A 26,581-nucleotide genomic window follows, 5' to 3' on the forward strand; every position below is an offset into this window, starting at 1 on the left:
AAGGGAATTATTTTACCAGACTAAACTTTTCTCCGGCAAGCAATACTTTCACTGAAAGGTTCTTCATTCCTAGTTTGCCATTCAGCTCCGAAGGCTGATCACTTTGGTTATTCATCACAATTACCTGCGAATCGCCCACCACTTCAGCGCTATCGCCTTTCACCAGAATGGCGGTGGCTTCATCGATACCAACACCCAATAGTTGTGGGTATTCAGCTACTGCACTAAGCAGCCGATTATATCTGCTACGCTTTATGAAATGCTGATCAATGATGGCCGTTTTAACCAAACCCAACCCATCTGCCATTTCTATATTGTTAGCTTCTATGTTGCGGAACGTATCCTGATATTCCGGAAACTTCTTTTCATTGCCAGTGATCATGACTTCACTCATCACAGCTGCCCCTGCACTGGTACCGGCGACTACTGTTCCTTGCTGATAAGCCTGATGGATACTTTCATAGATCGCCGATTTGCCGATGGCGGCCATAAACTTATTCTGGTCTCCACCGGAGATGTAAATCATGGCTGCCTTACCCAGGCTGTCCAGCTGACTATCCCTCACGGTATCAGCAGAAATGTTAAAACCTACTACTTGATCAATACCAGCTTTGGTGAATTGTTTTTTGGCATAAAAAACCGCTGAATCCGGCTCGACGCTGGACATGGGCAGAATAATACCATATCCACCTTCACGAAGGCCCGACTCTGTGATCAGGCGCTCGATCATGGCTGCGGGTCTTTTGCCTCCGCCTATGATAAATAAGGCCCCTTTCGGTTGATCAATAGATTCCTCGATGGTCGCTTTATCCTGGCAAGAAACCAGTGAAAGCAACAGCATAGCAGATAAAATAGCTCCTTTCATTGCTTGAATAGTTTTAAATAGGACCGACCAAAGTCGGCCCTATTGGATATAAACCTCAGTTGTTATGGGATAAATACCAGACTGCGTGGATCATTGTATCCAGCGCCAATCGTAATCTTATTAGCACCATTTAAATCAGCCATCAATACATTTCCGGTATTGCGTTCTGTCCAATACATCTTTGAATTTGTATTATCAATAGCTATACCATAAGCTCTATTAGCTGTCTCTAGTACAGGCTCTACTGAACTTCCGTCCAAATTCGCTCTCAGGATTTCGCTGTTATCGGTATTATCAAAGTAGATTTTTTCATTGGCTTCGTCTATAGCTATACCATAACCATAGCCACCGCCGGAATAATCGATAATTCGTGTGATGCCAGATCCATCCACATTCCCTTTCCAGACTGCTTCAGCTCCAATTTCCACACAGGTCACATAGAGATTACCATCATAGTAGGCAATACCTACAGGCAATTCGCCTAACCCATCGGAAGCATTGTCGTAAAGTGTAGATTTAGAATTGTCGCTTAGATCCACAGCAACGATCTCATTCGTTCCTCTGTCGGTTACGTATGCCATTTGATTAGCCACATCAAGTGCTACTGCTCTTGGCTCTGACAAGCCAGATACTACTACCTCGATGTCAGATCCATCCACATTTGCTTTGCTCAATGTGCCATTATCCTCATCTGTGAAGTAGAGCAATTGATTGTCAAAGTCATAGGCCAATCCGGTACCAAACCCGGCCACATCGAATGAGGTGCCATCTAAATTATTGATTTTAAAATCACCTGCATCAATAAACAAAACCTCTACCAACAGTGCATTTGGATCGCGCACAGTAACGGTTTGTGAAATAGCGTCCATGTCGTCGGCACTTTGTACCACCAAATAAACTTCATAGTCACTCGGCTCAGTGTATGTATGTGAGACAGTTTCACCCAAAAGTGAAGTTCCATCACCCATATTCCAGGTATAGGTCACATCACCTACTCCATCGATGAGCAATGAACCACTGGTGAAAGTCACTTCACTAGGTGCAAAATCACCATCACTAAAGGAAAACTCAAAATCCGCATCCACACTGCGTGATTGCGGAACAGGAAAATCATCATTGCCACAGCTAAAAGCTAACAAAGTGACAATGGCCATTGTAAGTATTACTATAAATTTATTCATGACTTCTTAGTTAGCTTTTCTTAGAATTAAACCACGTACATCTACAGCCAAATCGATCAAGGTAGACTCTTCTGTTCCGTCCAAATTGGCTACTTTCAGCACTCCATTTCTATCCACTGCATAATACTTGCCCGTTTCAGCGTTGATGGCAATACCATAAACACGGTCTGCGGTGGTTCCTACTTCTTCGATATTTGATCCATCTGTGTCACATCTCAAAATCTTACTACCATCGGTGTCATCGAAATAGACTTTTCCGTTCACAGTATCTACTGCCAATCCATAACCATAGCCACCGGCACTGTAATCCACAATTCGAGTCAAATCAATGCTTGTAATATTACCCTTCCACACGGTTTCGGCATCGATTTCTACTGCGGTGGCATAAAGATCTCCGTTGTAAATATCTAAGCCGACAGGAGCCACAAAGTCCGCATCGTCTGCATCACTATAAAAAGTGATGGTAGAATTATCAGTTAAATCCACTCGAGTAATTTGATTATCTGTTTTCTCATTGACATAGGCGTAGCTATTCGCAATATCCAAGGCAATTGCTCTGGGTCCATTCAACCCTGTTACCAGAGAAGTCTCAGCAGTTCCATCTAGGTCGTTTCTATAAAGAATACCATTGTCATCATCAGAGTAGTAAAACTCTTCATTTGTAGCATCATACGCCAATCCCATGCAGAAACCTGGGAGATCGAAAACATCCACCGCGATAGTTGGATTATTTAGATCAATCTTTCGAAGTTTCCCGGCGTCATTGTCTATGAAATACAGTTCGAAATTATTCGGGCTAACCGTTATCGTAGTGCTGGCAGAGCTTGTCCCTCCAGAACCTGTCGCGGTAAGTGTAACTGTATAGTCTCCAGGTGCATCATAGGTAAATGTTGGGTTTTCTTCGGTACTTGTACTATTGTCAGCATCACCAAACTCCCAAGAATAGCTCAAGCCGTTCTCAGTCTCATTAGTAAACACAACTGCTTGCGCAACCTTGAGTGCATCATTATCAGCCACAGTAAATGCTACAGTTGGTACTAAGCCAACAATAGTGATGCTTTGACTGTACAACTCCCGCTGACCATCATTGTTAGCCTTTAGTGTTACCGTATAATCACCTTTATTTTCATACACGTGGGTGGCATTTTTGCCCACATAAGTTTGGCCATCGCCAAACGACCATAGATATGAACTTGCTTCATCAGAATTGTTGATAAATTCAATTTCAGCTAATTCTTCCAATACACTTTCCTCCGAAATGCTGAACATCGCTTTCGGGGCAATTACCTCATCTTCCTCTTCGCAACCTGCTACCAGCGTAGCCACTAGCGCCATGAAGAAAAAGTATTTTATATTATTAATGATTTCTTTCATCTTAATTCTGGTTTATAGATTAATAACCTGGATTTTGAACCATCACATCATTGGTGATATTCATCTCGCGCTGTGGAATCGGATTCACGCCACGGAAGGCGGCACGCCCGGTGATACTCTCGAATCTTCCCAATCTGACCATATCAAACCAGTAGTGTCCTTCAAAAGCAAACTCTGCTCTTCTTTCATTCAACAAAGCAGTGACCATAGCATCATCAGACACGAATGAACTCAAATTGGTCAATCCGGCACGATTTCTTACGGCATTCAAATCCGGTAATGCATCATCAGGAGTACCGCCAGTCTGCATCGCCAAAGCTTCCGCTCTGATCAGGTACATTTCTGACAGCCTAAACAAGATGGTATTCGTTCCTTCGTCTTCTCTGGCCCTGCCATATTTCGCACATCGATTGTAACCATCAATTTCTTCGAAAAGCAACCCTCGCTCTGCGTTTCCACTAGTAGTTAAAAAATCTACCAGACCATCACTAACCGCTACTTCAGGAGGCGTAGTGTACATCTCTATTGACCATGCATTAGGGTCGTCAAGCGCAATAAAGTTCAACTCCATGATTGACTCATCAGCCCCTTCCGTAGTAAATACTTCATTGTAATCATCAGCCAGATTATAAGTACTATTGCCAATAACATCAGAAGCCATGCTAGCTGCTGTCGTATAATCACCCTGGTATAAGGCCACTCTCGCCATCAATGCCTGTGCTGCCGCCTTTGATGCATAAAATCTATCATTTTGATTCTCTAGCAAGGCTATGGCATCAGTAAGATCATCCGTGATCTGCTGATAGCTGGCAGCAACGGTACTCCTTGGCGTTTCTTTCACTTCAAGAGAAGGCTCCAATGGTACTGGAATTCCAAATTCAGAAGCGTTGTCAAAAAACTCACCATGCTGTCGCAACAAATCAAAAAAGGTGTACGCTCTAAAGAAGTAAGCTGTTCCCAGCATTCTGTTTTGATCTTCCTCCTCAATGCCGTCCACTTTTGGTACTGCGCTGATAATGGCATTGGCTGAATTGATCGCGTGATAGGCAGAAACCCAATAATCTTCGAAATGAAAATTGGATGGTGTCACACTTCCTGACTCCAACTCCGCCCAAAAAGCTTGAAAGCCTGTAGCTGCAGAGTTTTCTGCCAACATTTCTGTGGCTAATATTCCTCTGCCGCCATAGAGATCACCATCCTGCATGGCATCATACAAGCCATTGACGGCAGACTCTGCCGACTGCAAATCGACAATAGCTTCAGAGGTAGCAACGCTTGACTGTGGCTCTTGATCCAAAACATCACAGGACATAGCCATGACAGTCAATAATAATATGTATATGTATTTAGTATTTTTCATGATTGTCATTCTTAAAATCCAACATTGATACCGATACTGTAAGTACGGGCTTGTCCCAGCGTACCGAAGTCTTCACCTTGCAGTGTATTCAGGTCTCCCTGACTGCTCATATTGGCTGAAACTTCGGGATCGAAACCTAAATACTTGGTCCAGGTCTTCAAGTTTCTTCCTTGCACGTATAAGCGAGCAGACGTCAATCCAATTTTTGAAACCCAATTGCTTGGGAAGTTGTAAGTCAGCTTTACATTTTTTAGACGAACGAATTCACCATCTTCCAAATATTGCGTACTGAATCTTTGCCACTGAGCATCCGTATCGTTAGGGCTCGTGAGTGATGGCCTTGGGATATTGGTGATATCACCCGGTTGCTGCCAGTAATCCAACGAGTTTACACTCTGGTTTCCATAAGGAATGCCACTCTGCAACGAACCGTAGTTTTCATACGCATGTCTACTTTGGTTGAATATTTTGTTTCCTCCAGAGTATTGGAAGAATACATCAAGTGTAAATCCTTTGAAAGAAAATGAGTTGTTGAGACCACCAAAACGGGTAGGAATACCAGACCCCACAGCTTGACGGTCATCCAGGTTGATCAGGCCGTCACTGTTGATATCTTCGAAGACCGCATCTCCTGTAAGTGGATCCACACCCAAATATTCAATCAAAAACAACTGACTCAACGGTTTGCCTTCCTGAATCACAAAGTTTCGGCTTACCACCTGTCCGTCGTTTACCACGTCTATCACTTCATTCTTCAGCTGTGTGAAATTCACATTTACATTCCAGGTGAAATCACCTGCTCTCACCACGTCTGCATTAGCAGAAAGCTCGTATCCGGTATTTTTTATTCCACCGAAATTGGAGGTCACCGAAGCAAAACCTGTAGCACCCGGCACATCAGTTTCAAGCAATAAGTCCTCGGTATCTTTGATAAAGTAATCGGCTGTAAATGAAAATCGCCCATCAAACAAACCAAGATCAAGTCCTACATTTAGCTGGGTTGTTTTCTCCCAGGAAAGATCCGGATTTTCCAATACATCTGGAGAAGAACCACCATTTCCATTGTATGGTGAAGACAAGTTGTACACACCTCTCCATCTAAAGTTGCCAATTTCGGCATTACCTATGGTACCATAGCTAGCCCGTAGTTTCAAGTTGCTCACTACGTCTACAATTTCATCCATAAAGCCTTCATTGGAAATTTGCCAACCGACTGAAACGGAAGGAAACACACCATATTTTTTGTTAGCCCCGAATCTAGATGAGCCGTCTGCTCTTACCGAACCACTTACCAAATACCTTCCCTTGTAGTCGTAGTTAACTCTACCCAGAAAGGATTGGAAACCATAACTAGTCTCGTCAGAACTACCAGTAGTATTAGCTGCTGAGGATATTTTGATGATTCTATTAGAAGGAAACCCATTGCCTGTAATTTCAGAAAACTCGGCTCTGGACTGCTGCAAGGTATATCCACCGATCACATTCAAATGATGATCTGCACCCAAATGAGTATCGTATGTCAAGGTGTTTTCACCTAACCAGGTAGTCTGATCATAGGTAGCATAAATTCCTTCGCCTACTGCTGTTTCTTTACCACCTGCAGGAGTAAACGACTCTTCAGTCAAACCACTGGCATCCACAGACCACATAGACTTGAATGTAAGCCCCTTGATGATGTCAACTGTTAGGTATGTACTGGCCAGCACTCTATCTGTAGTACCGTCATTGATATATTGCTCGGCGATGTACAACGGGTTTTCCAGTGCCCACCAACCATTGTATGAAAATGGATCGGTATAAGCACCATTCTCATCTTTAAGTGGAGCCGTAGGATCCCAAGCCTGTGCATTGATCACCACACCATATTCATCATTTTCGTTGATAGTTCTTTCATGATTGGTACGACTTACCATCACATTGGTACCAATACCTACCTTATCACTCACTGAATGATCGAGGTTCATTCTGGCCGTCATTCTTTCAAAATTGGTTCCTACCTGAATACCTTCCTGATTATAGTAGTTGCCGGAAAAGAAGAATTTAGTTTTCTCATTTCCTCCTTGCATGCTAATATCGGCGTTGTGCGTAATTCCGGTTCTAAATATATAATCGTAAGCATTATAATTTGGTAAGTTCGGGTCATTAGGATCTCCCAAGGTGGAGTTCCAATAGTTTTCGCCCAATCCATCATTTACTGCAGCCACGTTCATGAATTCGATCCACTGTTTGGAAGACATGAGTTCAGGTGTGTTGCTAATCTGAGAAATGCCCGTGTAATATCCCGCATTAAATTTGGTCTTACCCACTTGCCCTCTTTTTGTTGTAATCAAAATTACACCATTAGCACCCCTGGATCCGTAGATCGCCGATGCCGCTGCATCCTTCAATACTGTAACAGATTCGATGTCATTGGTGTTGATATCAGCCATAGGGTTGACGGGTGCAATGTTGGAATTCAATGCAGAATTGTTTCTCGATACCATAGGCACCCCATCCACAACAAAAAGAGGCTGACTACTTGCGCCTATAGAGGTGACCCCACGAATGTTGATATTAATTGCAGCTCCGGGTGTGCCAGATCCACTTGAGATATTCAATCCTGGTGTCTGCCCTTGCAGGGCTGATTCAAAACTGTAAGCACCAGGCACATTGGCCAATACTTCAGCATCTACTGTAGAAATAGAGCTGGTCACGCTAGATTTTTTCTGCGTACCATAGCCCACCACCACGATTTCTTCCAGCTCTTGAGCGTCTGGCTCCAGGGTGATATCGATCACCGAGCGACCATTGACATTCACTTCCTGAGTAGCCATGCCAATAAAAGAAAATATCAAAGTAGCTTGATCAGGGCTGTCTACTTTTAACTGATAAGCCCCATCGATGTCTGTAATCGTGCCTACATTGGCTCCTTTGAGCTGCACGTTTACCCCAGGGATTCCGGCATTATCTTCAGAAGAGATTACGGTCCCTGATATGGTGCTCTGAGCCAAACTATTGGTCAAAACACCAAGCATTAATAACATTCCTGTAAAAATTTTTTTCATATTGATTATCTATGAAATGCTTGAAACCTTTGGTTTACCTCCGGTTAGTTGAGCATTTTATTAAACAAATTGATTTATTAGTAATAGCGAAAGAAGGATTGCTTCCGTAGGCCTTATGACCCAATACCCCTGGTCAACAGTTGAATATGGGCTGTAAGTTCTGCAAGCTGACAGGTTTACTCCGCTGGATTGGAATTGGATTCCCTCCATTGATCTTGGGTTGCGGGTAACTGTCACCATAGATCATGTCGACCATCCCCCCGATAGATTTATAAGCTAAATAAACACTATTCATGGTCGACGATGATTTTATGGATTTGAAAATCTTCTCCTTCGTGCAGTTTGAGCAGATATGGTCCACTCGGCAAGAAAGAAAGATCAAGTTTCCGATTTGGAAACCACCTTTGGCTATCTAACAGGACCTTCCCACTGAGGTCCAAAATTGAAACTTTTAGTTGGTTGGCATGGGATATGTTCAATATCCCATGGGTCACGGGGTTAGGGTAAATTTTCCACGAATCTTCTAAAGAAGAAGCCAGCAGGACTATTTCGGCAGCGGCTGATTCTGATAGACAAGAGGTCGAATTTCCATTCTTTACCTCCACGGCATACGTGTATGTCGTTCCTTCAGAGACGTTTGCGTCGTCGTAAACAGTCTTGGTATCATCTAAACTGGCCAGCAATTCAAACTCCTCTGCTGCCATCTTTCTATAAATATTTAACTCATCAGCCTCTTGCTCAGGCAATGACCAGGATACTCCCACCACATTATCTTGCCATTCGGCCTTCACATCGAATGGAGACTCCAACTCCTTTGCCAGGACCGGATCTGCACTTTCATCAGTAGTTCCTATGACAATTTGCTGTCCTGAAACCAAATAATAAGTCATCTCATCAAAGCCAACTGCATTTCTCGCATCGCCACTACTGTTGACTTGTTGATCCGCTTGATCTCCCAAACTACTATTATTTTTTATCAGAATGGAAGCGTAACTTCCTGTACTGGTAAGCTCATTATCGCCCTCGTTTTGACTGATGGTAACATAAGAACGTTCGTTGAGATAAATCCCATAGCCCAATCTTTGACTCACCATACCATGAAGCACAGCAGAAGTATTGTTTTCATAATAAGTAGAGGTGGAAGGATCATACGTATTGGGCATAATGATAGTGGTTTCCAAAATACCCAGTCCGGATTCATAGGCCAATTCACCATAGTAGGCATTCAATTCATCAACTTCGTTGTTGGTGCAGTAATAAGCTCCTACCAGAGCCGAACTGTAGCCGATAAATGCTATCTGGCTATCTGATCTCTTCATTTTTTCTAAAAGCAACTGCCCGGTCAGATCATTTTCAAAGTAATCCGAAAATGTCTCAATATCCAGATCTACTACTACCATGGTCTCAGCTTCTCTAATTTGATTTCGGGTAGCCACTCCATCACATTCATCAGCAAGTACGGTTTCTACTGTAATTACATCCAGGTCACTGTTGGCTTCGAAATAACTCTCGTATGAATTGATAAGGGAACTGCCACTCCGACTAATAAGAACTACTGATTCTGGGGTGCTGGCAATTAATTGGTCCAAAAGATCTTCGTTATGTGAAAGTGCATCTGACCCTGAGAGGTAAAGGGTGCTTTTTAGGTTTTCGGTTGATTTTATCGCACTGGTATTGGCATCATAGGTGCCCAGGATTTCCATGCTTTCCAAATCGTAGCTCATCTCATGCAGTAGATGAGTCACCTCAATATCATTGGCTACCGGCTTATCTCCGTCAGTAGTGAAGTTGCTCGATTGGTAAATGCTGACAGCTCCGGTACCGTAGGCTACAGCTTCCAGGTTCTCATCAATACATAGGGCCGTTTTGTCGTCGACACCAATACCTGCTACTGTTTCATCTTTATTGAGTTTCCAATGGCCCATAAAGGCTAATAATCTTGGAAACCTTCCTCGTTCAGCAAAATGTGTATCGACTATCACGCCATCCAGCACATCCAGAAAGTCATTTTCAAGGGTAATATTATCACTATTGACATTACTCAACGCTTCGTCAGGGTAAAGTGAAGATTTTTCGGCCGAATAGAATACTTTGGAAAGAATGGCCATGCCGGCTGAAGTCCCCATAATTACACCTCCGTCGGCAAACTTATCTTCGATAGCTTGGGAAACCTTAGAATTTTGATACAAGTCATAATATTCATACTGATCTCCACCCTTGAAGAAGAAAACATCATAGGCCATCAAATCATCGTAAGTATCCTGCGCATCAGCTAGAGCTGAGCTATATATTTCAAAATTGGCAGCATCTGCTGCACCGAGACTTTCAAAATAGTCAGGCAACCAATCAGAAGTGCTTCCCTGTTCATAGCTGATGATAGCTACTTTTTTGTTAGTCGATTCATCTATGGCCCACTGGTAAGGTTTGTTGCTCCAACTGTAGCTGGCATCTGACTCTGAGCCACCACCGACAAGTACCATCTTACCTGATTGTGCCGACAGCACAGCACTAATAAGCACGAACAAAAAAGTGAAAATTGACTTCATGAATTACAACAAAAAACAGATTGATTTTGAATAAAATCGTTAGGCAGTTTCGAAAGTTGTAGGAAGTCTAGTTATTGAATATGGGCTGCAATCCAAGCAAGCTCACTACCTTGAAAGTAGGAGTAGAATTGATCGTGATATTTGCTTGTGATGCATTCATACGTTCTCCAATATTATGGACTTAAATTTTAAGATCAAAATATTTTTAAACATTAATTTGATATAAAATGAAAATTCACTTAATAGGTTTCATATAAAGTGAATTTTCATTCTAACCTGCTTATAAAAATTATATCATGGATATTAAGCCAAGACAGGTTTTTTCAATTTGGTCAGAATCGACTCCGCAAATTCAAGAATTTCCAAAGCGATTTCTGCCATCTTGTTTCCCTTATCATCTAGCAACGGATTCACTTCTACCAATTCAAAAGCACAGACTTTACCTGATTCCAAAATCACTTGGATAAACTCCTTCACTTCTTCTTTTAACAGACCATTTTTGACTGGCGTCCCCGTTCCATAACTGGTAGCCTCACAGTCCATCCCGTCCACGTCTAGGGAAAGGTAGATCATGTCACAATCAGCAAACTTCTCTTCTAGAGCGCGTCGTGCCATCACCGATGCACCCCTAGTCCTGATTTCATCTACTTTATAGTTAGTGACACCGCGCTGTTTTATAAGCAAATCTTCGGCCCGCTCAGTATCGCGCACCCCAACAAACAACAAATTTTCTGGACTGACTTTAGGCTGACTTGTGCCTACTGACTTCAATTCATCCCAAAGTTGTTGGGTTTCAGTATCAACCTCGTTGCATTTTGCTTCTTTATTATCCCAACCCAATGCAGCTGCTAAAGGCATGCCATGTACATTACCGGAAGGCGTAGTATAGGGCGAGTGCATATCGGCATGTGCATCGATCCAAACTACACCTAACCTTGAATCAGGATAGGCCTTCTTGATACCAGCCAAAGTCCCACCAGCAGAAGAATGATCTCCCGAAATGATGATCGGAAGCTGCTGATCTAACAGATTTTTTGATACCTCCCTACTTACCATTTCATACACCTTTTTTATCCCGTCGATTCGCTTGGCAAATGGGTGACGAGTTTCCTTGTACAAATCGTCTTGAGGCACTATCAAAGTATTGACCTGATGGCGTTGGAAAAAATCCGACCCACCAGCCAAAGCACTCATTCTGATCGCATCCACGCACAAGCTAGCTCCTCTCGTACCTGCACCAAGTTCAGATTTGTTTTCTATTATACATATACTCATAGCTTTTGGGATTAGTTGTTGAACTTCAAGATTGTTCTTTCTAGAATATCCATGGCATGGTTCATCTGCTCTTCTGTGATAACCAAAGGCGGTGCTAATCGGATTTTGTTGCCATGAGTAGGCTTAGCCAAAAGCCCATTATGCATCAACTCAATACAAATACGCATGGCCAGGTCAGAATCTTCGGGTGTATTGATGATAATGGCATTGAGCAGTCCCTTTCCTCTAACGGCCTTTACCACAGAACATTTACTAATTATTTCTTCCATTCTAGCCCGAAACAATTTTCCCATTTTATCTGCATTGTGAATCATGCTTTCCTGAAGAACAACTTGTAGTGCAGTTTTAGCTACCGCACTTCCCAGTGGGCTGCCACCATAGGTTGAGCCGTGTTGTCCTGGCTTGATCACTTTCATCACTTCATTGGGTGCTAATACAGCAGACACCGGTACAGTTCCACCCGATAGCGCTTTGCCGAGCAACACCATGTGGGGTTTAATGCCACTGTGATCAGAGCAAAGCAGTTTACCGGTTCTTCCGATACCGGTCTGGATTTCATCCGCCACGAGCAGGGCATTTTGTTCACAACATAGCTCGAAAGCTTTCGCCAAATAATCATCATCTGGCACAACTACTCCTGCTTCTCCCTGAATAGGCTCCACGATAAAAGCAGCTACATTTTTATCTTCAAGTGCTTTTTCCAGTGCTTTCAGATCGTTGTAAGGTACCTGACGTACCCCCGGCATATAAGGCCCAAATCCTCCTCTGCTTTCCGGGTCGGAAGAAGCGGAAACCACGGCTAAGGTTCTACCATGGAAATTTTCTGAAGCGAACAATATGACTGCCTCATTTTCAGGCACTCTTTTCCTTTCATAGGCCCATTTCCTGGCCAACTTCATGGCGGTTTCCACAGCCTCTGCGCCTGTGTTCATGGGCAATAGTTTATCATAACCAAACAGTTTGGTCACATATGTTGCATAATCTGCAAATTGATCATTGTGAAATGCACGTGAGGTCAGCGTCAATCGCTCCGACTGTTCCTTGATTTTAGCGACAATTTTTGGATGACAATGCCCCTGATTGACAGCTGAATAAGCGGAAAGGAAATCAAAATATTGCTTGCCCTCTACGTCGGTTACAAAAACTCCTTTCCCTTGACTCAAAACCACCGGTAGTGGATGATAATTATGGGCACTGTGATCTGATTCTTGCTGAATCAATTCTTCTGTCTTCGATAATAGTAGTTCCATTTTAAGAAATTTTGTTTCCCCAAAAGGACCACAATCCCAATCCGACTTGTGCCGGCCAGCAGGTCAACCTTTAGGGTTTGGTTAATGCTTATAAATACAACGGGGAGTTATATTTGAATAAATACAGCGCAATAATATTAAATTTTAATTTTTTCATAATTATTTATTTTAAATTTTTATTTTTCCTTGCAACTATTACTTTTGCTCAAAACAATTATAGTCATGCAACAAAAGCCGAAGTTTGATGAGTTGGACCTAAAAATTTTATCCTATCTGGAACAGGATGGGCGGATGGCATTTTCGAACATTGCCAACGAACTCGGGGTATCCAACACTATGATACATCAGCGCGTCTCGGCTATGCAGCAAAATGGAATTCTTGAACGCATTGCCCCCCAGGTGAACGAACGAAGAATTGGATTTGAATGGAGTGCCTTTACCGGTATTGTGTTAAAAGAAGATTCGAAGAGTGCCGAAATTATAGCTGCCTTGCAAAAAATTCCGGAAGTGGTAGAATGCTACTATGTGACAGGAAACTATACCTTGTTTACTCGCATAATGGCGAAATCTAACGAACACATGCGGCAGGTACTTTATGACAAAATAGACAATATCAAAGGGGTACTCCGAACCGAGTCCTTCATTGATTTTGGTTGTGCCTTCCGCCGAAACATCCCACTGCAGTAAGACAGACTTCAGACATTAACAAAAAACCCAAAAAGTGATGCATACGGATGTATTGAACCATTCCTCTTTAATCAATGAGGAAACAGATAAAGACTTTAGAATTGAAAGAGATTTTTTAGGGGAAAAAGAAATTTCCAATCAAAATCTCTATGGCGTGCAAACTACAAGAGCGCTAGACAATTTTCAAATTACCGGACTACCAATTTCCAATGAACCTTATATGATCAAAGCATTGGGATTGGTAAAAATGGCAGCAGCTCGAGCCAACATGGATTGCGGAGTATTGCCCGAAAACATTGGAAATGCTATCATCGAAGCTTCGAGACGAGTAGTTTCCGGAGCGGTAAATGATCAGTTTCCAACGGATCTGATCCAGGGAGGAGCCGGCACTTCAGTGAACATGAACGCCAATGAAGTGATAGCCAATCTGGCGTTGGAACAATTAGGCTTTGAAAAAGGGGATTACCAACACTGTGACCCAAACAACCATGTCAATTGCTCTCAGTCTACTAATGACGTGTACCCTTCCGCGTTTCGTATAGCGCTATTATTACGAATGGAAACCTACCAAAGGGAGTTAAGTCAATTAGCTCAATCGTTTGTCAAAAAGGGAGAAGAATTTAAAGACGTCCTAAAGATGGGAAGAACGCAGCTACAAGATGCAGTTCCTATGAGCTTAGGAGATGAATTTAAAGGCTGGGCACACACCATTGAAGAAGAAATCACCCGATTGGACGAAAGTAAGAAACTCATTCAAGAAATCAATATGGGAGCCACGGCCATCGGCACTAAGGTGAATGCCCCAGATGGCTACCCAGAACTGGTATGTGACTACCTGGCACAATTTTCCGGCTTACCCCTCCGACTATCTGAAAATTTGATTGAAGCAACTTCAGACACCGGTGCCTATGTACAACTTTCCGGAGTGCTGAAACGAAGTGCCGTAAAAGTCTCCAAAATTTGTAATGATCTACGCTTGTTGTCATCAGGGCCAAGAACCGGACTGAATGAAATCAACTTGCCACAATTGCAACCGGGATCTTCGATCATGCCGGGCAAGGTAAATCCTGTAATTCCCGAAGTAGTCAATCAGACTGCCTACTATGTGATTGGAGCCGATGTAACGGTGACCATGGCCTCTGAGGCTGGTCAACTCCAGCTCAATGTGATGGAACCTGTGATTGCCTTCAGCCTTTTCACATCCATGCAGTGGATGACCAATGCCTGCCAAACATTGAGGATGAAGTGCATTGATGGCATTACGGCCAATGCCGCTCATACCCAGGAGATGGTCATGAACAGTATAGGTATTGTAACCCTGCTGAACCCGATGCTGGGCTATCAGACTTGTGCAGGCATTGCCAAAGAAGCGCTGGCTACCAAGAAAACCATTCATCAACTGGTAGTGGAAGATAAGAAGTTGCTGAATCAAGCAGAATGGGACCAATTGTTTTCTTCAGAAAACCTGATCAGACCCAAATACTTTAAGAAACATTAACCCAAAACAGAACCCCTGAAGGCCATGCCTGAGGGGGTTATTTTTCAATCAAACTCTCAAAAATGACTTCTGCAGCGATCTGACTCCCGGCCAATGAAGGGTGGTGCTGATCGGAATCATAATAAGAATAATCACCAGTTTCATCTATATATTCCTTCCAAGCAATTCCGACCGGACACAAAATAGCATCAAGACCTGAGGCAACATCTCGGTAGTTTCGAATGACCTCGTTAAATCTGTGATAATTATTAACTGAAGGCCACACCATGAAGAAGGCCAGTTTCGCGTTATATCCATCGCACTGTTCTTTTATTTTCGTGCCATATTTAATCATATTGGCCCTTCCATTTAGACTGGCTGAAGTACCCTCTTGTATCACAACAAAATCAAAGAGTCCTGACGCTATTTCATTCTGTAGGATTCCATTATTCCAATGCCTCTCCAGTGTATATCCACCTGTAGTAACGGACCTAACTCCAATGTCTAATCCCTTCCTTTCACCCTCAATTACTACCAAACCTGGAAGATCATTGTAAATAGTCAGGCTATTGCCTACAAACAAAATATTATAGTCAGTGACTGATAAATCAGGACCTTCATTTATTGATATGTTGGGTTTGGAATTATTTACCGCACTTGAGTTTGGTTCAGGATCATGGTTGCACCCAGTCAAACCTATAAAAAACTGGAGAGCAAAGAGAATGATCCATTTGTGGTTGGTTTTGCTCATTTTCATTTGTCGTTTTGAATCTAACATGATTACCATACAAAACCCTTAAAAAGCTTGATCAAACAGAAACGCACTTAATTAATTCCAATCTATACTATTTTCCTTTTGCATTCATAAGTTAAAACAAAGTATTGTAGATCACATCTGCAGCCACCTGACTCCCTTTGAGAGAAGGGTGAAAACCATCAGAGCCATAATAGGAAAAATCATTTGTATCATCGAAATGTTTTTTCCAAACCCTACCCACCGGACAAAGTAGAGCCTCATTCAATGATGCTGCATCTTCATGATTCTTTATCACTCCATCAAAAGTATGATAATACGTCCTCGATGGCCAGACCATATAATAGGCCAACTCCCCGCCATATTCATCACACAGGACTTTGATTTTCTTACCGTATTCTATTAGCACTTCCCTTCCAAAAGCCTGAGACGAGGGGCCTTGTTGCACCACTACAAAATCGTATTGTGCTGTTGCGATTTCCTGTTGTATGACGCCATCGTTCCAATGATCAATTAAGGCGTAATTGCCCTTTACAACAGATTTAACTCCTATATCTACCCCCTTTTCTTCTGCTAAATTTCTTACCAATCCAGGTAAGTCATTCGAGTAAGTAAGACTGTTACCTATGAACAAAATGTTATAATCTGTGTTTTGCAGATCCGGATCATTGTCGGCTGGAACTATGGGGTCTGCTATTGGTGATACTTTGGGGTCATTATTGCTTTCGCCGAAGCAACTGGACAGGATGAGACAAAGTAGTAGCGCAGCAGCTACTAGAGCAAACTTAAAAATTTTCATTGTTGAATAATTTTGTTAGAAACTAATTTGCTCTTCGGTTATGATCATAACAACGGTCTTCCTGATTCCCCTACATTTTGTTATATCAATAGCAACCATCACTTTTCGGAAGGGTCTTTTCTTCACCATTCAGCATTGTTACTTAGGCTTGTGACATCTTTTGACATTCTCAAACAAGGATTGAAATAATTTAGAAGACAGTATAGCCAAACCATCGTTTCTTTGACCAAACGCCAAACTCATGATCAAAAACTATCTACTCATTACCATCCGCAACCTGCTCAAAAACAAAAACTATGTAATCATCAATACCCTGGGATTAGGTATTGCCATGGCTTGTTGTTTGACAGCCTATATACTCATCGCCTTCAATATTGAATTTGATGACTTTCACGATGACAACAAAGTAAAAAACATCTTCCGAGTCCACTCACATGTGGTTATTAATGGGTCTGACTTCAGGCAGGCTGTGAGTACTCCTTCGCCAGTAGGCCCAATGGCCACTGCAGATATTGCTGGCATCAAAAGACACTTAAGATACGCTGGCAGCCAAGGTGGTGGCGCGAGCGTAAGCTATATTAATGAATCCACCAACATCAACAATACATTTGGAGAGTATGTGACCTTTGCGGATAGTACGTTGTTTGATTTTTTTGATTTCCCACTACTTGCCGGAAATCACAAAGCATTCAAAAACTTGCACAGCATCTTCCTCAGTGAAAGAATTGCCAAAAAATATTTCGGTGATGAAGACCCGATAGGAAAGGTACTCACCCTAAGCTTTGCTCGTGGCATAGTGAAAAAAGTAATCGTAGGTGGGGTCTTGGCTAAAATACCAGTCAACAGCTCCATTCAACTTCCGATGGTCATGCGCTTCGAACATTTCGAGGAAATGCGTGCGCTGGACCAACCCGCTTGGGGAGACTGGAATGTGCCGGCCACGTTCTTTGAACTAGAAGACCCTTCGGTAGCTCATCAGATCACTCCTTATTTTGACAAATACCTTCCTCAAAGAAATGAAGCATTTAGAGAGCAAGTGGTCGAACGTGTCACCTTAGAACCCTTTAAATCTAGAATTGATCCTACAGTACTCACCTGGAGTTATGTAAACAGTGTTATTGAAATAGAGCCGCTACTCATTTTTATTGTTTTGGCTACCATGATTATGCTGATCGCCTGTTTTAATCTGACTAACACCTCCATTGCGATGATGGCCAACAGACTCAAAGAAATCGGAGTCAGAAAATCATTAGGGGCCAACAAGCAACAGATCATTGTTCAATTCTTATTGGAGACCGTCATTATGGCCTTGCTTGCTTTAGTTGCCGGGTATGTGATGTCAATGATAATCGTTCCTGAATTCACAGCTATGTGGGAGTTGCCTTATGGTCTGGAAGACTTAAGTGGTTCGAATCTGATTATTACTCTTTTTCTGTTGGTACTAATTACGGCTGTCTTAGCTGGAGCCTATCCTGCATTGTTTAGTTCGAAACTCAACACGATTTCATTACTCAAAGGAAAAGTACAGGTCAAAGGCACCAACTTCCTCACGCGGTCATTAGTTTCTATTCAATTTGCGATTTCGGTGATCGTGCTCATCGGAGGTATTGTATTTATTCAAAACACCAAGTTTCAGGAATCGATCGATTTTGGCTATCAAAAGGATCAGTTGATGCTCGTGGATATTAAAAGCGAAAAGGAATATCAAGCATTGGCTGCTAAAGCGCGGCTAAACCCAAAAATTGTAGAAGTGGGCTCTACCGAACATCAAATTGGCTTCAGTTCTTACCCCAATCCTATTTCTTTTCAAGGAGAGGAAATAGAAGTTAGACATTTGGAGTTTGGAGAAAACTATTTTGAAACCATGAACTTCAATTTCATTCAGGGTAGACCCTTAGACTATTCCAAAGCCAATGATTTTAATGAAGGTGCTGTGGTAAGCAGGCAGTTTCTGAAAACCTTAAATATTCAAGGGGACCCTATTGGTCAGTATGTGACGGTAAGAGAACAAAAGAAAAAGATTGTAGGTGTAATCGAAGATTTCGTTGATAATATCTTCCGATCAAAAGAACCTGAACCTTACATTTTTTACGCCACTGTAGGCGATAGATGGAGAAATTTGATCGTACGAGCGGAAGCCAAGGACTTGGGAGAAGTGAATGATTTTCTGGAGCAGCAATGGAAACAAATGTATCCCACCAAACCATATTCCAGTCATTATCAAGAGGACATTCTACTCGCAGAAAGCAATCAGACGAACGGAAACCTGGAGAAAATATTCCTTTTCCTTACCATCTTAGGAGGATTGCTCTCCGCCTCAGGCATTTACTCTTTGGCTTCATTGAATATTGCCAAAAGAACCAAAGAATTGGGCATCAGAAAAGCTTTAGGTGCTACTATGCAAAATATTCTATTTCTATTGAACAAAGAATTTGTCATCATTTTAGTGATCGCCGGCTTGCTCGGCAGCGTAGGTGGCTACTATGGCGCAACTTGGATTTTGGATTTGATTTATGCCTTTCATATTCCGATAAAATTTACTCCGGTTGCGCTAAGTGCCTTCGCTATATTTATAATCGGCATCGCCACTACGAGTATCACTATTTATCGAGGTGCTAGAGCAAATCCTGTGGATACATTGCGTAATGAATAGATAAATAAAGGTTCACAAATGTTTTACTTTTATTCGTCCAAATAAATCAATGCAATGACCAAGGAAGTCCGAGCCTTATTTCTGATACTTATCATCACCGTAGCACCACTGATGATCTATGCTTTTATTCAAGTTAGATCTCTCGATGAAGATGAGCAAATGGCAAAAGCGGCCTATGAAAAACAGTTGGATGCGGTACTGTTTTCATTGAATCAATATGCCGATGACATGATGAATCGCTGGATGAGGCAACTAGCAGATAAGCAAAATTCTCTTTCTGAAAATGTCAATGATTTGATCATTGGCAATGAATCTATCCAAATGATAGTATTGAGAAACTATAAAACAAAAGAGGATAGCATCTATGTCAATGACTATGTAAGCATTAATGATAATACTTACGAAAAGGTGGATCAATGGTACAATACCAAGGACTCCGTAATCAACAGGCTTTCTGAATATCTCGAAGCAGGATTTCAAAAAATCCAACCAGCCGATGATTGGATGGCCATCGAAGAATTACGCCCAGATCAAACAGGAATTACAGTCATGATCTACGATGAAGATTCCGTGCTGCACAATGCCCTTTTTATATTAGAGAGAAAGTTTTGGATAGAACAAATCCTTGGTCTACAGATGCAAAAAATAGATCATGATGAGTTCACCATTGCGGTAGGTCATTGGCAAGAAGGTCAACAATGGCCTACCATTTTGTATCAAACCACTTTGTTTAGCCTAAAAAAGAATTTTACAAAAACCAATCTTTGGATCCTGCCTAATACCTTTCTATTTATCCAACCCAAAGGCAAAAGCTATACTGAACTGATCCAATCAAGATCTCGTGATAATCTCTACTTGTTGCTCTTTTCAGTATTTGTGGTTTTGATTGGTATTTTTCTGATGATAAGAAACATTAAAAATACCCTCAAGGTAGCGCAGCTAAAATCTGATTTTGTGTCTAACGTCTCCCATGAAATTAGAACACCACTTTCTCTCATACGCATGTATGCCGAAACGCTTATGCTAGGCCGTGTTCCATCAGAGGAAAAGAAAAAACAGTATTACTCTACCATCCATCATGAATCGGGCAGGTTGACTTTCCTGGTTAATAATATCCTAGATTTTTCAAGAATTGAGGCCAACCGCAAGACCTATCGCTTTGAAGACAGCGACCTTAATATTTTGGTCGGTAGAATTTATGAAAATTTCAGCCATTACTTCACCGAGCACAATGTTGACTGCAATCTCAAGCAGTCACAAGATCCTCTTCCCGTTTTCGTAGACACCCAAGCTTTTGAAGAAGCGCTATCCAACCTAATCGAAAATGCCGTCAAATACGGCAATGGAAAAAACGAGATCGACCTATCTACTTTTGTATCCAACGGCTATGCCTGTTGCAGCATCAGAGATCATGGTATTGGTATTTCTAAATCAGCTCAGAAATATATCTTCGATAAATTCTACCGAGTTGAAAGTGCATTGACTCAAAAAACCAAGGGCACCGGGCTTGGATTAAGCCTGGTGAAGCATATTATGGAATCACATCAAGGTGAAGTCATCGTAGAGTCCAAACCTAATCAGGGCAGTACTTTCACTTTGAAATTCCCACTAACAAAACAGCATCATGAATAAGATTTTAGTAGTAGACGACGAACCTGCCATGCGCCAGGGGTTGGCAGACAACCTTTTGTTTGAAGGCTATCAGGTAGATCAAGCGGAAGATGGTAAAGTTGCGCTAGATAGACTCAAGGCACAGTCCTATGATTTGGTGGTATTAGACGTTATGATGCCGGAATTGTCGGGGTTTGACGTTTGCAAAAAATTGAGAATGGAAGGCAACAAGGTACCCGTGATTTTACTCACCGCCAAGGGTGAAGAAATAGATCGTGTGCTGGGATTGGAACTCGGAGCCGACGACTACATTACCAAACCTTTTAGCCTACGAGAGCTATTGGCCCGAGTAAAGGCAGTGCTCAGAAGAACGCAACAAAACTCGGACACTGGACCCAGACAATTTGAGACCATAGGATTGATGGAAGTTGATTTCAAAAACTTTGTGGCTAGAATAAATCACGAAGAGGTCAAACTATCACACAGAGAATTTGAAGTCTTGAAGTTCCTGAAAGATCATCAACAAGAGATCGTAAGTCGAGACGAATTGCTTAAGAATATCTGGAAGTATGATGAATTTCCAACCACACGTACGGTCGACAATTTTATATTAAGACTTAGACAAAAGATTGAAACCAACCCTAACGACCCAAAGATCATATTAACCGTGCATGGGATGGGTTATAAAATGATTGGAGACTGATGATTTGACATCTTGTGACATCTGTTTACTGGCGGGTGACACACGGTAACATGAACGATTGTTATTTTGAATTATTCAATAACAAAAAACTCAAAATCATGAAAAGTCTAATATTAATTATTGCAACAATAGGATCTGTAATAGGTACTATCCAAGCACAAAACTATGAAACAGTAGAAGCGAAGTATAGAGGAAAACCAATTATTCAAATGACACTAAATGACAAAAAGACTTGGGTATTGCTTGATACAGGATCTGAATATACCGTGCTGGATACAGGAGCAAAGAAAAAGTACGGATTTTATGTAAGCGCTTCAAATGCAAATACGCTTAACATCTCTGGCCTTAGTTCTACGAATAATCGATTGTATGAAACTTCTCGAGCCTCACTCAAATTTGGCCATGTTCAGCTCAAGGGTCCCACATATGCCTTCAACCTTTCGACGGTTGCTACCTCTATACAAAGAAGGACTGGCAAAAGAATAACAGCCATCATAGGCACTCACATGATGCGAAATCATGGTTTTGTTCTCGACATGAGTACGGGAACAGCTTCCATCAAGGTGAAACCCAAGAAGAAAAGAGGAGAACGAAAGTTTGAGACAGAAGAAGTTATTATTGCTAAAAATGCCAATTCAAAACGATGATCAAGTTTAACAACAAATCGATTCTATCAGCAGCTTTATGGATAGTCATACAATGTATGAGTACTAACCTCCATGCTCAAAAAAACGATCCCCGAGATAAAGAACCTGGTTTTTGGGAATTGCTATTTGACGATTTATTTGATCACTATGAAGAGCATCCCATTCAGAACAAGTTTGAAGACAATTACCGAGTCATCGATCTGGAGAAACAATGGAAGTTTCAAATTGGCAATGACACCCGATGGGCTAGTCCTTCCTACAATGATGAATCCTGGGTAGATATAAAAGTACCCGGTGATTGGGAAAACGATGGGTTTCATGGATATGATGGTTTTGCCTGGTACCGTGTACACTTTGATGGCAGGGCACTTAGATCCAATGAAGCCCACTATTTGAAGTTAGGTTTTATTGATGATGTAGACGAGACCTTCTTGAATGGATATTTAGTCGGCAAGACCGGAGACTTTCCTCCCCGATTTCGTACAGGCTACAATTCAGATCGCACCTATTTTATTGGCAACGAGCTCATCAATTTTGAAGGAGACAATGTCATTGCTGTGAAGGTCTATGATGAGTATCAGAATGGTGGAATTGTAAAAGGCAAGCCAGGGATATATGTCTCTGGAGGCAGTGAAGACTTGCTTCAAAACCTGTATGGTCCCTGGAAGTTCTCGAAGTCCAATAAGCGAGTATTTAGTGAACCTGATTTTGATGACGAAAACTGGGATGTGGTTCTAGTACCTTCCTATTGGGACAACCAAGGCTACCGTTCTTTAGATGGCACAGCCTGGTACAGGAAGACATTTGAATTAAGTTTTACTCCGAAAAGTGATGAAAAGTACTACCTCACTTTGGGCAGGATTGATGATTTTGATGAGACCTATCTCAATGGTCAGAAAATAGGTGAAACGGACGACGGTGGTGATTTTGGGCAAAGCCAATCTTATCAAACCGTTAGAATCTATCCTATCCCGAGAGGACTCTTAAATAAAAAAGGATTGAATACAATAGCTGTTAAAGTAATAGACATTGGACTCGAGGGTGGCATTTACTCAGGACCTGTGGGTATTGTATCCGAAAAAGATGTGACTCGGATGATAAGAGGTAGGAGGTAATTGCGAGAATTTTTTTAAGCAAAAGAGGCTGTCTCAAAAGCCAAGGAAACTGTCAGGCTGAGGTCCTCGAAGCCTTGCTGCTGACCGCAGGTGGACATTTCGAGTGCCTCAATGTGACAAAATTTGGGAGCATTGGGCTTTTGAGACAGCCTCTTTTGCAATATATTTTTCAAACTACTCCTGCCTTAAGTTCCTTATCGGGTTTTCTGTAGCAGCCCTTATCGATTGGCCACCAACTACGACCACTACTACCAAGAGTGTAGACAGAAAGGCAGCTGCGAATACTCCCCAACCAAGTGTAGTGCGATAGATGAAATTGTCTAACCAACTTTGCGCAAAGTAGTAGGCCAAAGGAATACTGATGACGTTAGAAAGCATCACCAATTTGACAAATTTTGTCGTCATCAGCTGCATCACATCTATCACTGAAGAGCCCAATACTTTTCTCACAGCAATCTCTTTGGTCTTGTCTTTCAATCGAATATTAGCAATAGAAAACATGCCTATAAAAGCAATGAAAAATGAAAGGAAGGTTAGGCCTAACATGAGTTGGCTCAACACATTTTCTTCTTGAAGTAAATCCTCATAAACCTGATCAAGAAAAAAATAATTTAGTGGTGCCCCTCCAGATAATTTAGTCCATGAATCTTCTATGGCTATTAGTGTTTCGTTCATATGATGGCTTGATATTTTCAGATTGATAAAATCAAGTGGCTCCTCTCGATAGAAAAAAGCAAATGGTTTGGTTTCCATCTTTAGATCAGTAAACTGGAAGTCCTTGATCACGCCAATGACTGTTCCGTAAATGATGGAATCTTCGATTTGAGTTATTGGAAGTGTTTGTCCCAATTGCTCATCGGTGAGACCAAGCGCTCTGTTCGCAGCTTCATTCACCATCATTGTCCAACCTTCTTTATCTGAACTTCTTTCTGCAGAAAATGGCCTACCGCTGGTCATTTGCATCCCCATGGTTTCTATAAAATCAGGATCGATGACCAAATAATTCATAACGAAAGGGTCTGGATAGCCTACCCTAGTGGTCCAATTCAATTGACCCAAAACACCGCTGGCATTCCCTACGCTCTGTACTTCAGGTATGCCTAATATCTCGTTTTTAAAAGTGTGATAGTTTCCAACTTCTTCCCCATTTTCTATTACAAGCACCTGTTCCGGTTCGAAACCTTTGTCCAACTGCTGCATAAAATCCAACTGCTGATGAACCACCAAGGCGGCCGAAATCATAAGCGAAGAAATAGCAAACTGAATAATCAATAGGGTCGATCTTATTTTCTTTATGGATGTACCTGAATTACTTCGTAGACCCTTGACAGCAAGTGCTACCTGGAATGACGTCAAATGATAAGCAGGGAAAATACCAGCCAAGAGACCAATACCCATCACCACTGCGCCTACGACAAGCATAAACCAGACCCCTTGCCAATCTAGAAGTGAAAGCTGTTTTTGTAACAATGGATTCAATTGCGCAAAGGCCAATTCAGTCAACGCAAACCCTGCGACCAAAGCAATTATGGCCGTTAGAAATGTCTCTACCATAAACTGACTGATGAGCGCTGAACGGTGTGCTCCAAATACTTTTCGTACCCCTACTTCTTTGAATCGACGTACCGACTGGGAAATAGTCAGATTGATATAATTGAGGCATGAAACGAGCATTACAAACAAGCCAAGGGCTGCAAATATGTAAATGGTATTGATATCTCCATTGGCCTCCAATTCCCACTTCAAACGAGAAGTTAAATGGATGTCCGTAAGTGGTTGGGTATAAATGATATTGTAGTACTCCTCTCCTGTATCCTGATAGCTTTCATAAAAAGGTTGGAGTCTGGATTCAAAAGAGGTCATGTCCACTGCTTCATTCATTCTAGCATAAGTGTAATAGTTGTACCAACCCCAATTTTGTCCCAATCCATCAAAGTCAATTTTGGTAAGGAAATCAAAGTGAAAATGTGATTCTTCTGGTAGGTCCCTAAGCACCCCGGAAACTTGATATGTTTTATTTTCATCACCAACCAGTATGATCTTTTCGCCAATCACATCTTCCCTACCAAAATACTTAAGCGCCATTTTTCGAGTAATTACCACTTGGTCTGGTGCATCCAATGCCGATTCTTTATCTCCATGTAAGAATGGGAAAGTAAAAACATCGAAAAAAGTGGAGTCCGTACGCATGAAATCAGCCTCAAAAAACTGCCGATTGTTTTCAGTTGCCAATCTAAATTGACCACCCCAAGAAGGAAACAACCTCACCGCCGTATGAACTTCTGGGAAATCTCTCATTAACGCGGGTGCTAGTGCAGGAGGAGTGGTGGCATCTGGCAATCGATTGCCCTTACTATCTACAAAATCGATAGGGATTCGATAGATATCATCGGCATGTTCATGGAATCGGTCGTATTTTAATTCGGAATGAATATATACGGCAATGAAAGTAAAACATGTAATGCCAACAGCAAGGCTCAAAATATTTAGCAGCGCACTGGTTTTATGTTTTACCAGATTTCTTCTGGCAAACTTTAAGTAATTGAAAATCATGATTGTGTTTTTTGAGTTTTGACCACTGACGGCAAAAGGGCGAAGAAAATTGAAAACTTGGATCCAATAGAACTGATACGCCCGCCATCTAGGCATATCCATTGTTTCTTCAAAGTAAATTTCATGCAGATCACCCTTAATTTCCTCAAGGAGCTCTTTTTTACAGAACCACTTCAGAAACCGATCGGCTGATTTTGGAGGGTATGATTGTTTAGAATCCTTCATAGCTGAGCCCTTTCCAGGCTACTTCTGGAATTTGATTCCATAATTCGTTTCGCAAGGCCCGGTTGGTTTCCAAGGCTTTTTTACCACTGGCTGTAATTTGAAACAAACGCTTACGTCTGCCTCCTCTCGCATGAGTTTCATCTGCTAGTTTTGACACAAGAAAACCTTTGCTTTCCAATCTGTTCAGCGCAGAGTGTATGGCTCCCAAAACTACCTTACGCCCAATTTGAGATTCTATTTCTTGCCTCACATTCACTCCATAGGCGTTAGGGTAGAGCAAACCAACCACAAGCAAAACCACTTCTTCAAACTCACCAATTTGGGTTCCTTTCATAATTTTAATCTTATCAATATATACAAATGTATAAATTGTTTAATCAAATCCTACAAATATGAATATTGAATGTTACATATACCCCTCCGAGATGTGCATAAGCTATTTTGAATGCTCACCGAATCATA

At 41.8% G+C, this 26,581-nt stretch carries 19 protein-coding genes and 1 pseudogene; 7 read left to right on the plus strand and 13 right to left on the minus strand.

The features are described from left to right. Window positions 1-7: 7 nt before the first annotated feature. From R8N23_RS19335 to rocD, 8 genes are all read right to left on the minus strand, one after another. Complete coding sequence (locus R8N23_RS19335) at window positions 8-865, minus strand: cyanophycinase (protein ID WP_318173253.1); 858 nt, start codon at window positions 863-865, stop codon at window positions 8-10. A gap of 62 nt (window positions 866-927) precedes the next feature. Beyond that, the gene (locus R8N23_RS19340) at window positions 928-2,046 is read right to left on the minus strand and encodes a PKD domain-containing protein (RefSeq protein WP_318173254.1); all 1,119 of its coding nucleotides are present in this window, start codon (window positions 2,044-2,046) and stop codon (window positions 928-930) included. A 6-nt stretch (window positions 2,047-2,052) separates the two neighbouring features. Next, the gene (locus R8N23_RS19345) at window positions 2,053-3,420 is read right to left on the minus strand and encodes a PKD domain-containing protein (protein ID WP_318173255.1); all 1,368 of its coding nucleotides are present in this window, start codon (window positions 3,418-3,420) and stop codon (window positions 2,053-2,055) included. Window positions 3,421-3,439: 19 nt separating this feature from the next. Then, a complete protein-coding gene (locus R8N23_RS19350; protein ID WP_318173256.1) occupies window positions 3,440-4,780 on the minus strand; it encodes a RagB/SusD family nutrient uptake outer membrane protein in 1,341 nt (446 codons plus the stop codon). Window positions 4,781-4,791: 11 nt separating this feature from the next. Next, window positions 4,792-7,824 (minus strand): TonB-dependent receptor, encoded by a 3,033-nt coding sequence (locus R8N23_RS19355; protein WP_318173257.1) that lies wholly within the window; start codon window positions 7,822-7,824, stop codon window positions 4,792-4,794. Window positions 7,825-8,111: 287 nt separating this feature from the next. Further along, on the minus strand, window positions 8,112-10,370 hold the full coding sequence (locus tag R8N23_RS19360; RefSeq protein ID WP_318173258.1) for a T9SS type A sorting domain-containing protein: 2,259 nt from the start codon (window positions 10,368-10,370) through the stop codon (window positions 8,112-8,114). 303 nt (window positions 10,371-10,673) lie between these two features. Further along, a complete protein-coding gene (locus tag R8N23_RS19365; RefSeq protein WP_318173259.1) occupies window positions 10,674-11,645 on the minus strand; it encodes an arginase in 972 nt (323 codons plus the stop codon). An 11-nt stretch (window positions 11,646-11,656) separates the two neighbouring features. Then, entirely contained in the window at window positions 11,657-12,895 is a 1,239-nt protein-coding gene (rocD, locus tag R8N23_RS19370) for an ornithine--oxo-acid transaminase (RefSeq protein ID WP_318173260.1), read from the minus strand. Window positions 12,896-13,117: 222 nt separating this feature from the next. On the opposite strand from rocD, the gene R8N23_RS19375 reads away from it, so the two are divergent. Together R8N23_RS19375 and R8N23_RS19380 are read left to right on the plus strand one after the other, a co-directional pair. Then, window positions 13,118-13,582: an Lrp/AsnC family transcriptional regulator gene (locus R8N23_RS19375; RefSeq protein WP_318173261.1), complete on the plus strand. Its 465-nt coding sequence runs from the start codon at window positions 13,118-13,120 to the stop codon at window positions 13,580-13,582. Between the two features lie 37 nt (window positions 13,583-13,619). Continuing rightward, window positions 13,620-15,080, plus strand: coding sequence for an aspartate ammonia-lyase (locus R8N23_RS19380; RefSeq protein WP_318173262.1), 1,461 nt, complete (start codon window positions 13,620-13,622; stop codon window positions 15,078-15,080). A gap of 37 nt (window positions 15,081-15,117) precedes the next feature. Here R8N23_RS19380 and R8N23_RS19385 read toward each other — a convergent pair whose 3' ends face one another. After that, the gene (locus tag R8N23_RS19385) at window positions 15,118-15,810 is read right to left on the minus strand and encodes a hypothetical protein (RefSeq protein WP_318173263.1); all 693 of its coding nucleotides are present in this window, start codon (window positions 15,808-15,810) and stop codon (window positions 15,118-15,120) included. 118 nt (window positions 15,811-15,928) lie between these two features. After that, on the minus strand, window positions 15,929-16,612 hold the full coding sequence (locus R8N23_RS19390) for an SGNH/GDSL hydrolase family protein (RefSeq protein ID WP_318173264.1): 684 nt from the start codon (window positions 16,610-16,612) through the stop codon (window positions 15,929-15,931). 241 nt (window positions 16,613-16,853) lie between these two features. On the opposite strand from R8N23_RS19390, the gene R8N23_RS19395 reads away from it, so the two are divergent. The 5 genes from R8N23_RS19395 (at window position 16,854) to R8N23_RS19415 (ending at window position 23,341) form a co-directional block, all read left to right on the plus strand. Then, entirely contained in the window at window positions 16,854-19,265 is a 2,412-nt protein-coding gene (locus R8N23_RS19395) for an ABC transporter permease (RefSeq protein ID WP_318173265.1), read from the plus strand. 54 nt (window positions 19,266-19,319) lie between these two features. Next, window positions 19,320-20,897, plus strand: a complete 1,578-nt coding sequence (locus R8N23_RS19400; RefSeq protein WP_318173266.1) for a HAMP domain-containing sensor histidine kinase — start codon at window positions 19,320-19,322, stop codon at window positions 20,895-20,897. Beyond that, window positions 20,890-21,579, plus strand: coding sequence for a response regulator transcription factor (locus R8N23_RS19405; RefSeq protein WP_318173267.1), 690 nt, complete (start codon window positions 20,890-20,892; stop codon window positions 21,577-21,579). The genes R8N23_RS19400 and R8N23_RS19405 overlap by 8 nt, the downstream gene beginning before the upstream one ends. Window positions 21,580-21,677: 98 nt before the next feature. After that, on the plus strand, window positions 21,678-22,226 hold the full coding sequence (locus R8N23_RS19410) for an aspartyl protease family protein (RefSeq protein WP_318173268.1): 549 nt from the start codon (window positions 21,678-21,680) through the stop codon (window positions 22,224-22,226). Between the two features lie 56 nt (window positions 22,227-22,282). Beyond that, window positions 22,283-23,341 (plus strand): beta galactosidase jelly roll domain-containing protein, encoded by a 1,059-nt coding sequence (locus tag R8N23_RS19415; protein WP_318173269.1) that lies wholly within the window; start codon window positions 22,283-22,285, stop codon window positions 23,339-23,341. A gap of 174 nt (window positions 23,342-23,515) precedes the next feature. On the opposite strand, the gene R8N23_RS19420 is transcribed toward R8N23_RS19415, so the two are convergent. From R8N23_RS19420 to R8N23_RS19425, 3 genes and pseudogenes are all read right to left on the minus strand, one after another. Next, entirely contained in the window at window positions 23,516-25,894 is a 2,379-nt protein-coding gene (locus R8N23_RS19420) for an ABC transporter permease (protein WP_318173270.1), read from the minus strand. A gap of 36 nt (window positions 25,895-25,930) precedes the next feature. Next, window positions 25,931-26,119: pseudogene (locus R8N23_RS20960) on the minus strand (permease prefix domain 2-containing transporter); the annotation flags it as partial. Next, window positions 26,106-26,453: a PadR family transcriptional regulator gene (locus R8N23_RS19425; protein ID WP_318173271.1), complete on the minus strand. Its 348-nt coding sequence runs from the start codon at window positions 26,451-26,453 to the stop codon at window positions 26,106-26,108. The pseudogene R8N23_RS20960 and the gene R8N23_RS19425, both read right to left, overlap by 14 nt. Window positions 26,454-26,581: the final 128 nt, after the last annotated feature.

The sequence above is a fragment of the Reichenbachiella sp. genome, assembly GCF_033344935.1.
Classification (GTDB): Bacteria; Bacteroidota; Bacteroidia; order Cytophagales; family Cyclobacteriaceae; genus Reichenbachiella.

What these genes read in the sequence shown, in the direction of transcription:
- R8N23_RS19425 (WP_318173271.1), bottom strand. Translation starts at nt 26,453, where the DNA reads ATGAAAGGAACCCAAATTGGTGAGTTTGAAGAAGTGGTTTTGCTTGTG.
- R8N23_RS19355 (WP_318173257.1), bottom strand. Translation starts at nt 7,824, where the DNA reads ATGAAAAAAATTTTTACAGGAATGTTATTAATGCTTGGTGTTTTGACC.
- R8N23_RS19415 (WP_318173269.1), top strand. Translation starts at nt 22,283, where the DNA reads ATGAGTACTAACCTCCATGCTCAAAAAAACGATCCCCGAGATAAAGAA.
- R8N23_RS19405 (WP_318173267.1), top strand. Translation starts at nt 20,890, where the DNA reads ATGAATAAGATTTTAGTAGTAGACGACGAACCTGCCATGCGCCAGGGG.
- R8N23_RS19340 (WP_318173254.1), bottom strand. Translation starts at nt 2,046, where the DNA reads ATGAATAAATTTATAGTAATACTTACAATGGCCATTGTCACTTTGTTA.
- R8N23_RS19375 (WP_318173261.1), top strand. Translation starts at nt 13,118, where the DNA reads ATGCAACAAAAGCCGAAGTTTGATGAGTTGGACCTAAAAATTTTATCC.
- R8N23_RS19345 (WP_318173255.1), bottom strand. Translation starts at nt 3,420, where the DNA reads ATGAAAGAAATCATTAATAATATAAAATACTTTTTCTTCATGGCGCTA.
- R8N23_RS19350 (WP_318173256.1), bottom strand. Translation starts at nt 4,780, where the DNA reads ATGAAAAATACTAAATACATATACATATTATTATTGACTGTCATGGCT.
- R8N23_RS19365 (WP_318173259.1), bottom strand. Translation starts at nt 11,645, where the DNA reads ATGAGTATATGTATAATAGAAAACAAATCTGAACTTGGTGCAGGTACG.
- R8N23_RS19420 (WP_318173270.1), bottom strand. Translation starts at nt 25,894, where the DNA reads ATGATTTTCAATTACTTAAAGTTTGCCAGAAGAAATCTGGTAAAACAT.
- R8N23_RS19335 (WP_318173253.1), bottom strand. Translation starts at nt 865, where the DNA reads ATGAAAGGAGCTATTTTATCTGCTATGCTGTTGCTTTCACTGGTTTCT.
- R8N23_RS19400 (WP_318173266.1), top strand. Translation starts at nt 19,320, where the DNA reads ATGACCAAGGAAGTCCGAGCCTTATTTCTGATACTTATCATCACCGTA.
- R8N23_RS19385 (WP_318173263.1), bottom strand. Translation starts at nt 15,810, where the DNA reads ATGAGCAAAACCAACCACAAATGGATCATTCTCTTTGCTCTCCAGTTT.
- R8N23_RS19395 (WP_318173265.1), top strand. Translation starts at nt 16,854, where the DNA reads ATGATCAAAAACTATCTACTCATTACCATCCGCAACCTGCTCAAAAAC.
- rocD (WP_318173260.1), bottom strand. Translation starts at nt 12,895, where the DNA reads ATGGAACTACTATTATCGAAGACAGAAGAATTGATTCAGCAAGAATCA.
- R8N23_RS19390 (WP_318173264.1), bottom strand. Translation starts at nt 16,612, where the DNA reads ATGAAAATTTTTAAGTTTGCTCTAGTAGCTGCTGCGCTACTACTTTGT.
- R8N23_RS19410 (WP_318173268.1), top strand. Translation starts at nt 21,678, where the DNA reads ATGAAAAGTCTAATATTAATTATTGCAACAATAGGATCTGTAATAGGT.
- R8N23_RS19380 (WP_318173262.1), top strand. Translation starts at nt 13,620, where the DNA reads ATGCATACGGATGTATTGAACCATTCCTCTTTAATCAATGAGGAAACA.
- R8N23_RS19360 (WP_318173258.1), bottom strand. Translation starts at nt 10,370, where the DNA reads ATGAAGTCAATTTTCACTTTTTTGTTCGTGCTTATTAGTGCTGTGCTG.